Origin of the sequence: Pseudonocardia sediminis, assembly GCF_004217185.1 — a bacterium.
GTDB classification, from domain to species: domain Bacteria; phylum Actinomycetota; class Actinomycetes; order Mycobacteriales; family Pseudonocardiaceae; genus Pseudonocardia; species Pseudonocardia sediminis.
In genome coordinates this window covers 5,544,367-5,557,129 of sequence record NZ_SHKL01000001.1, presented here as the reverse complement: position 1 = coordinate 5,557,129, position 12,763 = coordinate 5,544,367, and the positions used below count along the sequence as shown (strand labels likewise).

Below are 12,763 nucleotides of genomic sequence, written 5' to 3'. Positions count from 1 at the left end.
GCTAGCGTCACGGCGATGGACGGTGTGTTCACGGCCGATCAGATCCGCGAGGCCGAGGGCGCGATGATGGCCGACGTCGCGCCGGACGCGTTGATGCGCCGGGCGGCGGCGGGCCTCGCGGCGCACGTGCGGCGGTTCCTGGGCGACACCTACGGGCGGCGGGTGACGCTGCTGGTCGGCGCCGGGGACAACGGCGGCGACGCGCTGTGGGCCGGGTTCGAGCTGCGCCGCCGCGGCGCGTCGGTCACCGCGGTGCTGCTCTCCCCGGACCGTGCCCATCCGGCCGGGCTCGCCGCGCTGCGCCGGGCCCGCGGCCGGGTCCTCGCCGTGGACGGCCCCGCGCGGGATGCGGCGCCGGACGCCGCGCGGGACGCCGTCACCGGGGCCGACGTCGTCGTGGACGGCGTCGTCGGCATCTCCGGTCGGCCCGGGCTGCGGGAGCCGGCGGCCGGCCTGGTCGCGGACGCGGCCGGAGCGGGGGTGCCGGTGATCGCGTGCGACCTGCCCAGCGGGGTGGGCGCGGACACCGGCGAGACCGACGGGCCGTACGTCCGGGCCGCCGCCACCGTCACGTTCGGCGCACGCAAGCCGGTGCACGCGCTCGCCGCACCGGCGTGCGGGCCGGTGCACGTCGTCGACTTCGGGCTGGGTCCCTACCTGCCCGAGCCGCACGCCCACCTGCTCTCCGAGGCCGACGTCGGCGCGCTCTGGCCGGTGCCCGGCCCGGCCGACGACAAGTACAGCCAGGGTGTCGTCGGGATCGCCGCCGGGTCGGCGACCTACCCGGGTGCGGCGGTGCTGGCCGCGGGCGCGGCCGCGCTGTCGACGTCGGGCATGGTCCGCTTCGCCGGGTCGGCCGCCGACGAGGTCCGGCGGCACTGGCCGGAGATCGTCGCCACCGGCTCCGTCGCCGACGCCGGGCGCACCCAGGCCTGGGCCGTCGGGCCCGGCATCGGGACCGGTGACGCGGGCCGGGCCCTGTTCGAGGCGGTGCTCGACCTCGACGTGCCGCTGTGCGTGGACGCCGACGCGATCACGCTGCTCGCGAAGCACCGCGACCTGCGCGAGCGGATACACGGACGTCCGATCGTGCTCACCCCGCACGCCGGGGAGTTCGCGCGGATCGCCGGTGACGTCGGGACCGACCGGGTCGCCGCCGCCCGCCGGGCCGCCGCCGACCTGGGGGTGACGGTGCTGCTCAAGGGCAACGCGACCGTCGTCGCCGACCCGGACGGGCGCGCCCTGATCGACCCGGCCGCGGACTCCTTCGCCGCCACCGCCGGGTCCGGGGACGTGCTCACCGGGGTGCTCGGCGCGCTGCTCGCCGCCGGGCTGGAGCCGTGGTGGGCCGCCGGGTGCGCGACGTTCGTGCACGGCCGCGCCGCGACGACGGCGTCACGAGAGCACGGCCTGCCCCCGGTCCCGGCCCCGGCGTCACGGATGCAGGCGGCGATCCCGGAGGCGATCCGCGCCGTCCGCGCCGCCCGGTCCTGAGACGGCCCGGTCCCTGCCCGGCCCGGGGGCGGTCGCCGGGAGGCGATCACCGCCCGTCGTGAGACCACCGTCACACCCGGCGTGACCACCTGGTCACCCGGTGCTCCCGTGTGACGATCATGATCAGGGTCCGCTGCGGCTCCGTCGGGAGCCTCACGGATGTCATGATTCCGCACGTGCCCGAACTCGTCGCCCCGCGCGCCGAGGCGGTCGTCGACCTCGACGCCGTCCGGCACAACGTCGGGCTGCTGTCCGGGACCGCGGCCCGCTCCGGCGCCGCGACGATGGTCGTGGTCAAGGCCGACGGGTACGGCCACGGTGCCGTCGACGTCGGCCGCGCGGCCCTGTCCTCCGGCGCGACCTGGCTCGGGGTGGCCACCCTGGAGGAGGCCACCGCGCTGCGTGCCGGCGGGATCACCGCGCCCGTGCTGAGCTGGCTGCACGTGCCGGACGAGGACTTCGACCCGGCCGTCGGCGCCGGGGTGGACCTGTCGGTCTCCTCCCGTGAACACCTGGCCGCCGTGCTGGCCGCGGGCCGCCGGACCGGGCGGACGGTCCGGCTGCACCTCAAGGCCGACACCGGGCTCGGCCGCAACGGCGCCCCGCCCGCCGAGTGGGCCGGTCTGGTCGACGACGCCGCCACGGCCGTCGCCTCCGGTGCGGCCGAGATCGTCGCCGTCTGGTCGCACCTGGCCCAGGCCGACGAGCCGTCGCACCCGATGCAGGACGTCCAGGCCGCCGCGCTCGACGCCGCGTGGCGCCACGTCCGCGAGCGCGGGTTCACCCCGCTGCGCCACCTCGCCAACTCCGCGGCCACGATGACCCGCCCCGACCTGCACCTCGACCTGGTCCGCCCGGGCATCGCCGTCTACGGGCTGGACCCGATCGCGCAGCCGTCGGCGAGCCCGTTGCGCCCGGCGATGACGCTGCGGGCCCGGGTCGCGCTGGTCAAGACCGTTCCGGCCGGGCACGGGGTGTCCTACGGCCACGAGTGGACCTCCACCGCGCCGACGCGGCTGGCGCTGGTCCCGGCCGGGTACGCCGACGGCGTCCCGCGACGGCTGAACGACGCCGGCCGGATGCGGGTGCGGATCGGCGAGGAGATCCGCCCGGTCGTCGGCCGGGTCTGCATGGACCAGGTCGTCGTCGACTGCGGCGACGTCGACGTCCGCACCGGGGACACCGTCGAGCTGTTCGGCACCGGCGAGGGCGGCGGGCCGACGGCGCGGGAGTGGGCCGACGAGCTGGGCACCATCCACTACGAGGTCGTCACCGGGATGCGGGGACGGATCCGGCGCACGGTCCGCGGAACCGGTACCGGCGCCGGAGCGAACAACAACGGAGCCGGGACACCGGCCGGACACGTCGGGGGCGGGCGATGGTGAGCCGCAAGGCATGGCAGGCGGCGGGCGTGGCCGGGGGCGTCGCGAGCGCGGCCGGTGCGGCCGTCGGGCTCGGGGTGGCCGCGCACCGGCGCCAGATCGCCACGGCCCGGCGCGCGCTGGCCACCGACATGGCCGAGCACGGCGGCGTACCGCCGATCGGTCTCGGCGAGGAGTGCTCGGTCACCGCCGACGACGGCGTGCGGATCGCCTGCGAGGAGATCGAGACCCCGGACGGCGAGAAGCCGGCGCTGACCGTCGTCCTCGTGCACGGGTTCGCCCTGGACCGGCGCACCTGGCAGGAGCAGCGCGCGTTCCTGGCCGGGCTGGCCGAGCCGCGGATCCGGTTCGTGCTCTACGACCAGCGCAGCCACGGCCGCTCCGAGCGGGCCCCGCAGGCCAGCTGCACGATCGAGCAGCTCGGCCACGACCTGGACGCGGTGATCCGGGCGCTCGCGCCGGAGGGACCGCTGGTGCTGGTGTCGCACTCGATGGGCGGCATGACCGTGATGGCGCTGGCCGAGCAGAACCCGGACCTGTTCCACGAGCGGGTGGCCGGCGTCGCGCTGATCTCCACCTCGGCCGGGGACATGGCGTCCGGGCTGCCCGGCACGTTCCTGTCCCGGCGCAACCCGCTGACCCGCGGGCTCGGGATGCTGGCGGCGTGGCAGCCGGGCCTGGTGGAGACCGGGCGCCGGGCGCTCGGCGACGTCATCTGGGCGATCACCAAGCGGTTCGCCTACGGCGACCGCCACGTCGACCCGCGGATGGTCGACCTGGTCGACACCATGATCGACTCGAACGCGGTGGGCGCGCTCACCGACTTCGTCGACACCCTCGGCACGCACGACCGGGTCGCGGCGCTGCCCGGCCTGTCCGGCTGCGAGGTGCTCGTGCTCGCCGGCGACGCGGACCGGATCATCCCGTACCGGCACAGCGAGGTGATCGCGGCCGCGCTGCCGACCGCGCGCCTGGTCCGGCTGACCGGCGTCGGGCACATGCCGATGCTGGAGCAGTCCGAGCGCGTCGACGACGAGCTCGCCGACCTGATCGAACGCAGCCTGGAGCGCTCGCGCAGCGGACGGTTCCGGCTGCGCCGCCCGCGCCGCAGCACCGAACCACCCGCCGGGGCCGACGCCCCGACGAAGGGCCGCGGCGGTGCCCGTGGGCGCCGATCGAAGAAGCGGGCGTGAGCACCCGCCGACATACTCCCTCCCGTGGAGGTGGACATGAGTACAGCGGGGATCGTCGAGGGCGAGCGCGAGCTGCCGACCGTCGACGACACCGAACGCCTCGGCGAGGAGCTCGGCGGGCAGCTCGGGGCCGGTGACCTGCTCCTGCTCGCCGGTCCGCTCGGGGCGGGCAAGACGGCGCTGGTCCGCGGCCTGGCCCGCGGGCTCGGGGTGGCCGGCGCGGTCACGTCGCCGACGTTCGTGATCGCACGCGAGCACCCGTCGGCGGGCGCGGGACCGGCGCTGGTGCACGTCGACGCCTACCGCCTCGGCCTGGCCGAGGGAGCCGACGTCGCGGCCGAGCTGGACGACCTGGACCTCGACACCGACCTCGAGCACGCCGTCGTCGCGGTGGAGTGGGGCACCGGCGTGGCCGAACGTCTCTCCGACCGGTCGGTGCACGTCACCCTCGAACGCCGCCCCGACGACGTGCGGATCGCGACCATCCGCCGCGGCTGAGGGGTCGTGAGCGGATACCGTCGCCCCGGCAGCGATTTCCGCGCACGGCCGGTGGTGGGACGGCGGGCGGCGGGGCCTGGGGACCGGACCCGCGCCGGGCGCTCGTAGTCTGGCCGGTGTGCTGGTACTGGCCCTGGACACCGCGACCCCCGTGGTCACCGCGGGTCTCGTCGACCTGACCGCCGACGGCTCGTGGCCGTCGGTCCGCGCCGCGCGGGCCCACGACGGGCGCAAGCACGGCGAGCTGCTGATGCCGGCGGTGCTGGAGATCGTCGCCGAGGCCGGGGTGACGCTCGCCGACGTCGAGGCCGTCGTCGTGGGGTGCGGGCCGGGCCCGTTCACCGGGCTGCGGGTCGGGATCGTCAGCGCCGCCGCGCTCGGTGACGCGCTCGGGGTCCCGGTGCACGGGGTGTGCTCGCTGGACGCGATCGCGCTCGCCGCGGCCGGGGAGTTCCCGCCGTCGGAGCGGGCCGCGAGCCCGGGCAACCTGCTCGTCACCACCGACGCCCGCCGTCGCGAGACCTACTGGGCCGTCTACGACCCGGCCGGACGCCGGCTCACCGGCCCGTCGGTGGAGGCCCCGGTGGAGCTGCGCGAGCGGCTGACCGAGCTGTTCGTGGGACGGGCCGTCGGCGACGCCGCGTTCGCCGAGCGGCTCGGCCTGGAGATCGGCGGCCCCGCGTCGCCGCCCCCGGACGGGCTCGCCGCGGCCGCGGCCGGGGTGCTGCTCGCCGGGAGCGAACCGGCCCCGCTGGAACCGCTCTACCTGCGCCGCCCCGACGCCGTCGAGCCGACGGGGCGCAAGCGGGTCACGGCCTGATGGCCGCGCCGTCGCCCGAGGTGACGCTCGGCCCGCTCTACCGGGCCGACGCGCCGCGGTGCGCGGAGCTGGAACGGATCCTGTTCCCCGGCGACGACCCGTGGAGCGCGCAGGCCTTCCGCGACGAGATCGCGATCGGGCACCCCTACTTCGCCGCCCGGATCGGTCACGAGCTGGTCGGCTACGCCGGACTGGCGTTCGTCGCCGGTCCGCCGCAGGCCGAGGCCGAGGTGCACACGATCGGCGTCGACCCGGCCTGGCAGGGCCACGGCATCGGCCGCCGCCTGCAGAACGCGCTGCTGGCCGTCGCCGACGAGATGCACGCGACGGTGTTCCTCGAGGTCCGCACGGACAACGAGCCGGCGCAGACGCTCTACGCCTCGACCGGCTTCACCGTCGTCGGCCTGCGCAAGCGCTACTACCGCCCCAGCAACGCCGACGCCTACACGATGCGCCGCGACCCGGCGTGATCGCAGCCTCGGCGGCGATCCACGACACCGCTGACGCGTATCGCCGCCGATCCGCTGATCAACGGTGTGCTCAGGACGTCGCCGAGAGGTAGGTCAGGAAGCGGAGCTCGTCGTGGGTCAGGGCGAGGGTCCGCATCGGCAGGATCTCCGCGAGCTGGGCCGGGGTACGTGCGCTGACGATCGGTGCCGTGACGGCCGGTTGCGCGGCCAGCCAGGCCAGCGCGACCGACGGGACGGGCACCTCGTGCCCGGCCGCGATCTCGTCGAGCCCGGCCAGCACCGCCTGCCCCCGGGAGTCCAGGTAGGCCCGCGCCCCCTCGGCGCGCGGGCTGCCCGGGTCCGGACCGTCGGCGCGGTACTTGCCGGTCAGGAACCCCTTGGCCAGGCCGTAGTACGGGTAGCACGGCAGCTGCTCGGACTCGATCAACGGCGCCAGGGCGGCCTCGAACCCGTCGCGCTCCATCAGGTTGTAGTGCGGCTGCACGGCGGTGAACGCGGTCAGCGAGTCCCGCGCGGAGATCTCCAGCGCCGAGCGGATCCGCTCGGCGGAGAAGTTCGACGCCCCGATCGCGCGGACCGAGCCGTCGCGGACCAGCGCGTCGAACGCGTCGAGGGTCTCCTCCTGGGCGGTGTCCGGGTCGTCGCGGTGCGCCCAGTAGAGGTCGATCCGGTCGGTCCGCAGCCGCCGCAGCGAGTCCCGCGCCGCGGCGGCGATGTTCTCCGCGGACAGCCCCGTCCGCCCGGGCAGCGCGCCGACCTTGGTGGCCAGCACGACGGCGTCCCGGTTCCCGCGTGCGGCCATCCACTCGCCGAGGATCGTCTCGGACTCGCCGCCGGAGTTGCCCGGCGCGCGGAACGTGTACGAGTCCGCGGTGTCGATCATCGAACCGCCGGCCTCGACGAACGCGTCCAGCACCGCGAACGACGCGTCCCGGTCCGCCGTCCACCCGAACACGTTCGCCCCGAGCACCAGATCCGCCACGCCGACGACGCTACCCACCGGCCCGCACCGGCACTCGTGCGCCATCGGTCCCTCGTAGCGGTACGCGAGCCGCACGAGTGCCGGGTCGCCCGGCCCGCGGGTCCGGCACCCGTGCGGCATCGGTTCCGTGTCGCGGCACGGCAGCGTCATGAGTGCCGGGCCGTGCGGCGCCGTGCGGCGGGGCCCGGCGTCAGGCGGGGTTCAGGCCGGGGTTGCGGTCCTCGGTGACGAAGCGGGCGCGGGTCTCGACCGGGGCGCCCGGCTTCTTCACGTACGGGACGACCTTGAACTCGCTCGTCAGGCGGTTCGGCTCGAAGCGGGTCGAGACGTAGCCGCGGCGGTTGTTGTAGAAGCGGATGTGCGGGTTCTCGGCCAGCGTCGTGGCCGTGTCCTTCTGCGTCTCCGAGCCGTCGCCGCCGGAGGTGATCGAGCTCGACACCAGCTCGGTCCCGATCACCGGCGACGACGGGTCGTCGAAGCGGGCCTTGATGTCCGCGCCCCAGTGCGCGTGCACGTCCCCGGTGAGCACGACCAGGTTGCGGGCGCGGGCACGCTTCGTCGCCGCCGTCCAGGAGTCGACGACGCGGTCGCGCGAGCCCGGGTAGCCGTCCCACGCGTCGGGGTTGAACCCGCGTCCGGCGCCCGGGGCGAAGTCGACCTGGGAGAAGAACACCTGCTGGCCCAGCACGTCCCAGCGGGCACGGGACCGGGCGAAGCCGTCGGCGATCCAGCGCTCCTGGGCCGAGCCGGGCAGCGAGCGGGCCGGGTCGGTGCGCTCGGCGCAGTCGGTCCGGAACTCGTCACCGCAGGGCTGGTCGCCGCGGTACTGCCGCGTGTCGAGCATGTGGAACGTGACGAGCCCGCCGAAGCCGACCCGTCGGAAGAGCTGCATGTCCGCCCCGCGAGGGCGCTGCGCGGCGCGCAACGGCATGTTCTCCCAGTACGCGCGCAGCGCCGCCGTGCGCCGGGCGGTGAAGTCGCCGGGCGGGTCGATCGGGAGCTCGCGGACGTCGTCGGCCCAGTTGTTCTCGACCTCGTGGTCGTCGAACACGACCAGCCACGGCGCGGACGCGTGGGCGGCCTGCAGGTCGGCGTCGGCGTGGTACTGCCCGTGCCGCTGGCGGTACCCGGCCAGCGTGGTGGTCTCCGGGCCGGCGTGGTCGCGGACGTTGCCGCCGGGGGCCTCGTAGCCGCCGGCCTCGTACTCGTAGATGTAGTCGCCGAGGTGCAGCACGACGTCCGCGCGCTCCTCGGCGAGGTGGCGGTAGGCGGTGAAGTAGCCGTGCTCGAACTGCGAGCAGGAGGTGAAGCACATGGCCAGCGGCGCCATCGAACCCGGCGACGGCGCGGTGCGGGTGCGCCCGGGCGGCGACAGCGCGGAGCCGGCGCGGAAGCGGTACCAGTACTCCCGGCCCGGGGCCAGGCCGCCGACCTCGACGTGCACGCTGTGCCCCAGCTCCGGGCCGGTCCGGGTGCGGCCGCGGCGCAGGATCCTGGTGAAGCGCTCGTCGAGGGCGATCTCCCACTCGACGTCGGTCGTCCGGTTGCCGAGCCCGCCCAGGCCGTCGTCGGCGGTGGGGTCGGTGGCCAGCCGGGTCCAGAGCACGACGCCGGTGGGCGTCGGCTCGCCGGAGGCCACACCGAGGGTGAACACCTCCCCGGGTGCGGCCGGTCGGGGCCGGGCGGGGGAGGCGGCGAACGCGGTGCCCCCGAGAGCACCGGCGGCGGTCAGGGTGGCGGTGGCGGTCAGTCCGGCGCGCAGGACGTCACGGCGTGTGGTGGGCACTCCGACATCGGATATCGCCCGGACGTGTCCACGGTGGCGACGGCCGGAAGGGCGGGTGAACTCCCGGCGACGAACGTCCCCGGGGCGGGCGATCGGGACCGTCCCGGTGATCTCGGTCGGGTACGGGTGACTCGTCCTGCGACACGTGGTTGTGGCCGCGCGCACGCTCTGGCACTCTCGTGAGTAGAGTGCCAGAGCGCAGCCGGTGACCGGCGGCCCCGACACCCGCGACGGCGGGGACACGGTCGGCCGGGTGCGGACACTTCGACCCAGTGACATCGAGATTCACCCCAGGAAGGGGAGGTCATCGTGGCGAACATCAAGCCGCTCGAGGACAAGATCGTCGTCCAGGCCAGCGAGGCCGAGACCACCACGGCCTCCGGCATCGTCATCCCGGACACCGCCAAGGAGAAGCCCCAGGAGGGCAAGGTCCTGGCCGTGGGCCCGGGTCGCGTCGACGACAACGGCAACCGCGTCCCGCTCGACGTGGCCGTGGGCGACGTCGTCATCTACTCGAAGTACGGCGGCACCGAGGTCAAGTACAACGGCGAGGAGTACCTGATCCTCTCCGCGCGTGACGTGCTCGCGGTCGTCAACTGACCCAGAAGTACCCCGTGTAACAGCGACCGCCCCGGTGGTCCGTCGACTCCGGCGGACCCCGGGGCGTTCGCGTCTCACCCCGAGATAACCGGTACCGAAAGACGAGAGGCACAGATGGCGAAGCAGATCAGCTTCGACGAGGACACCCGGCGCGCGCTCGAGCGCGGCGTCAACCAGCTCGCCAACGCGGTGAAGGTGACGCTCGGCCCGCGTGGCCGCCACGTGGTCCTGGACAAGAAGTTCGGTGGCCCGACCGTCACGAACGACGGCGTCACCATCGCGCGCGAGATCGACCTCGAGGACCCGTACGAGAACCTCGGCGCCCAGCTCGCGAAGGCCGTCGCCACCAAGACGAACGACGTCGCCGGTGACGGCACCACCACCGCCACCGTGCTGGCCCAGGCGCTGGTCCGCGAGGGCCTGCGCAACGTGGCCGCCGGCGCCGGCCCGGCCGCGCTCGGCGAGGGCATCGCCGCGGCCGCGAAGAAGGTCTCCGAGATCCTGCTGTCGAAGGCCACCCCGGTCAACGGCAAGCAGCACATCGCCCAGGTCGCGGCCATCTCCTCGCGCGAGCAGGAGATCGGCGACATGGTCGCCGAGGCCATCGAGACCGTCGGCAACGACGGCGTGATCACGGTCGAGGAGGGCTCCACGCTCTCCACCGAGCTGGAGATCACCGAGGGCCTGCAGTTCGCCAAGGGCTACCTGTCCCCGTACTTCGTCACCGACTCCGAGTCGATGGAGGCCGTGCTCGAGGACGCCTACATCCTCCTGCACCGGGACAAGATCGGGAACATCCAGGACCTGCTTCCGCTGCTGGAGAAGGTGCTCGGCGAGGGCAAGCCGCTGCTGATCATCGCCGAGGACGTCGAGGGCGAGGCCCTGTCCACCCTGGTCGTCAACTCGATCCGCAAGACCGTCAAGGTCGCCGCGATCAAGTCGCCGTTCTTCGGTGACCGTCGCAAGTGGTTCATGGAGGACCTGGCGATCGCCACCGGCGGCACGGTCATCAACGCCGAGGTCGGGCTCAAGCTCGCCGAGGCCGGCCTGGACCTGCTGGGCAAGGCACGTCGGATCGTGGTCACCAAGGACAACACCACGATCATCGAGGGCGCCGGCACCAAGGACGCCACCGACGCCCGCGTCGCGCAGCTCAAGCGCGAGATCGACGAGGCCGACTCGGACTGGGACAAGGAGAAGCTGCAGGAGCGCCTCGCGAAGCTCTCCGGCGGCGTCGCCGTCATCAAGGCCGGAGCGGCCACCGAGACCGCGCTCAAGGAGCGCAAGCACCGCATCGAGGACGCCGTCGCGGCGACCCGTGCGGCGGTCGAGGAGGGCATCGTGCCGGGCGGCGGTTCGGCGCTGGTGCACGCGGCGGCCGAGCTCGAGGGCGGCCTCGGGCTGACCGGGGACGCGGCGACCGGTGTCGCCATCGTCCGCAAGGCGCTGTCCGCCCCGCTGTTCTGGATCGCCGAGAACGGCGGCGACGAGGGCGCGATCGTGATCTCCCGCGTCGCCGAGAAGGGCTGGGGCACCGGCTACAACGCCGCCACCCAGACCTACTCCGACCTGCTCGCCGACGGGGTCATCGACCCGGTCAAGGTGACCCGGTCGGCGGTGGAGAACGCCGCGTCCATCGCGCGCATGGTGCTCACCACCGAGAGCGCCGTGGTGGACAAGCCGGAGAAGGAGGAGCCGGCGCCCGCCGGTGGCCACGGCGGCCACGGGCACGGGCACTGATCTCCCCCTGACAAACGAGAACGGGCGGGTGGCCGATGGCCACCCGCCCGTTCTCGTCGTACGAAGTCCTGCGCCGCGGTGCGCCCGCTCCGTCGCGCGAGCTGCTCTCAGGCGGTGTCGAGCGTCGCCGGGCCGGTGACCGTGGGCCCCGGGTCGCCGACCTTGAGCGTGCGCCGCGGTCCGCGGATGATCGTGTCCCGTTCGGACTCGGACAGCCCGCCCCAGATGCCGTAGGGCTCGTGGACCTCGAGTGCGTGCTGACGGCACTGCGCCACCACGGGGCACTCGTTGCAGACCTGCTTGGCGCGGGCCTCGCGGCGCGCCCGTGCGGGGCCCCGCTCACCCTCGGGATGGAAGAAGAACGCACTGTCCATCCCCCGGCAGGCTCCCTCCATCTGCCAGTCGTAGATGTCGGCGACCGGGCCGGGAAGCCTCCGGATGTCCGCCATGTCTGTCACCTGCTCTCACGTGCTTGCGAAGTCGATGGATCCGAGATTCCCCCGGGTCGGGGGCGGCAAACCTTCCCCACCCCGGGAAGTGGCGGATCGTGCGGTGTGATGTGCGCCGCTGCCCGCGGGGCCGCGGTGGCGCGGTCGTGACGACGTGCGGAACGGCGCCGGGCGAGCGCCGGGAGAGGATGACGGCGTGGATCCGGTGACGCGCTGGGCGCACGCCGTGTCCCTCGGCGGGCGGGGGCACTACGCCGCCGCGGCGACCGTCCTGGACGGACTGCGGACCGGCCACCGGGTGCCGCCCGCGGTCCGGGCGCACGCCGCGATCACCCGCGCCGCGCACCTGCGCCAGCTCGGCGCCCACCGTCTCGCGGCCGCACTGGACGGTCGCGGACTGCATCTGGCCCGCCTCGCCCACCCCGCGCCGGAGCCGGGCACCCCACGACCGGGCACTCCGCGGCCGGGTGCCCCGCGGCCGGGCGCCCCGTCGTCGGAGGTTCTCGCCGCGGACGCCGTGGCGGACGCACTCGTCGGGCTGGCCGCCGACGCCGTCGGGCGGTGGGACGCCGCCGCGGCGGGCCGTCTGCTCGACCGTGCGGAGCCGTGGTGCGCCGGCGGCGGGCGCCCGGCGGTGCGGTGGCACTGGGTGCGGGCGGAGACCGCCCTGCTGAGCGACGACCCGTCGGCGGCGGTGCGGGCGGGCGACGACGCCGTGCGGGCGTCGGGGGAGCTGGGCTCGGAACGGCATCTGCTCAAGTCGCGTCTGGTCCGGGCGGTGGCCCGCTCGGTCGCCGGGCGCGCGGTGACCGCCGCGGCGTCCGGGCCCGTGTCCTCTCCGGACGGCGACGGGGACGGGCTCCCGGAGCTGGACCGGATCGCGGAGGAGGCGGGCGCCACCGGCCTGCTGCCGCTGCGCTGGGCCGCCCTGCTGGCGGCGGCCGACGCCGCGGAGGCCGGTCCCTCCACCGGCGGCACGGGGGAGGCGCCGGGAGCTGCGGCCGGAGGTGGCGCGCACGGGGCCGAACGGGGTGGCAGGGTGGAGCCGGACGGTGATCCGACCCGGTCGGGTACCCCGGTGCGGCCGAACGAGCGACACGCCCGGACGTCACGATCGAATACCCTGAGTCGTCAAACGGATGCACAGCGTCGCCGACATGCCGCAGCAGCCACGTTGAACGTGATCTACCTGCGAACAGACCCCCTCGGACGCCGATCGTTGCGGGAGTCCGCGTGGATCCCGGCCCGGATCGCGGTACCGTACTGACTACTCCATTCGGACATGCTTCACCCACATGACGTCCAGTCATCGGGGGATGGGTTCCCGGATGGAGGGCACAAATTCGCCC

12 protein-coding genes are annotated in these 12,763 nt (G+C 74.7%); 9 read left to right on the top strand and 3 right to left on the bottom strand.

From position 1 onward, the window contains the following. The first annotated feature begins 15 nt into the window (after positions 1–15). The 6 genes from EV383_RS25955 to rimI all read left to right on the top strand — a co-directional run bounded on the left by EV383_RS25955 (position 16) and on the right by rimI (position 5,857). Positions 16–1,494: an NAD(P)H-hydrate dehydratase gene (locus tag EV383_RS25955; protein ID WP_130292348.1), complete on the top strand. Its 1,479-nt coding sequence runs from the start codon at positions 16–18 to the stop codon at positions 1,492–1,494. A gap of 164 nt (positions 1,495–1,658) precedes the next feature. After that, on the top strand, positions 1,659–2,879 hold the full coding sequence (gene alr / locus EV383_RS25950; RefSeq protein ID WP_130292347.1) for an alanine racemase: 1,221 nt from the start codon (positions 1,659–1,661) through the stop codon (positions 2,877–2,879). Beyond that, a complete protein-coding gene (locus EV383_RS25945; protein WP_130292346.1) occupies positions 2,873–4,069 on the top strand; it encodes an alpha/beta fold hydrolase in 1,197 nt (398 codons plus the stop codon). Before alr ends, EV383_RS25945 begins: the two co-directional genes overlap by 7 nt. 36 nt (positions 4,070–4,105) lie before the next feature. Further along, on the top strand, positions 4,106–4,567 hold the full coding sequence (tsaE, locus tag EV383_RS25940; protein WP_130292345.1) for a tRNA (adenosine(37)-N6)-threonylcarbamoyltransferase complex ATPase subunit type 1 TsaE: 462 nt from the start codon (positions 4,106–4,108) through the stop codon (positions 4,565–4,567). Between the two features lie 118 nt (positions 4,568–4,685). Next, positions 4,686–5,387, top strand: a complete 702-nt coding sequence (tsaB, locus tag EV383_RS25935; RefSeq protein ID WP_130292344.1) for a tRNA (adenosine(37)-N6)-threonylcarbamoyltransferase complex dimerization subunit type 1 TsaB — start codon at positions 4,686–4,688, stop codon at positions 5,385–5,387. Continuing rightward, entirely contained in the window at positions 5,387–5,857 is a 471-nt protein-coding gene (rimI, locus tag EV383_RS25930; protein ID WP_130292343.1) for a ribosomal protein S18-alanine N-acetyltransferase, read from the top strand. Before tsaB ends, rimI begins: the two co-directional genes overlap by 1 nt. 70 nt (positions 5,858–5,927) lie before the next feature. On the opposite strand, the gene EV383_RS25925 is transcribed toward rimI, so the two are convergent. Beyond that, positions 5,928–6,884, bottom strand: a complete 957-nt coding sequence (locus EV383_RS25925) for an aldo/keto reductase (protein WP_130295041.1) — start codon at positions 6,882–6,884, stop codon at positions 5,928–5,930. A gap of 145 nt (positions 6,885–7,029) precedes the next feature. Continuing rightward, positions 7,030–8,625 (bottom strand): alkaline phosphatase D family protein, encoded by a 1,596-nt coding sequence (locus EV383_RS25920; RefSeq protein WP_242623318.1) that lies wholly within the window; start codon positions 8,623–8,625, stop codon positions 7,030–7,032. Between the two features lie 306 nt (positions 8,626–8,931). Here EV383_RS25920 and groES point away from each other — a divergent pair, with 306 nt between their 5' ends. Next, positions 8,932–9,225 carry a co-chaperone GroES gene (groES, locus tag EV383_RS25915; RefSeq protein WP_130292341.1) on the top strand — a complete coding sequence of 98 codons (294 nt, stop codon included), beginning with the start codon at positions 8,932–8,934 and terminating at the stop codon, positions 9,223–9,225. Between the two features lie 114 nt (positions 9,226–9,339). Further along, a complete protein-coding gene (gene groL, locus EV383_RS25910) occupies positions 9,340–10,965 on the top strand; it encodes a chaperonin GroEL (RefSeq protein ID WP_130292340.1) in 1,626 nt (541 codons plus the stop codon). Positions 10,966–11,072: 107 nt separating this feature from the next. On the opposite strand, the gene EV383_RS25905 is transcribed toward groL, so the two are convergent. Then, the gene (locus tag EV383_RS25905) at positions 11,073–11,414 is read right to left on the bottom strand and encodes a WhiB family transcriptional regulator (RefSeq protein ID WP_130292339.1); all 342 of its coding nucleotides are present in this window, start codon (positions 11,412–11,414) and stop codon (positions 11,073–11,075) included. 196 nt (positions 11,415–11,610) lie between these two features. Between EV383_RS25905 and EV383_RS25900 the strand changes: the two genes are divergently transcribed. Continuing rightward, a complete protein-coding gene (locus EV383_RS25900; RefSeq protein WP_130292338.1) occupies positions 11,611–12,681 on the top strand; it encodes a hypothetical protein in 1,071 nt (356 codons plus the stop codon). The last annotated feature ends 82 nt before the right edge of the window (positions 12,682–12,763 follow it).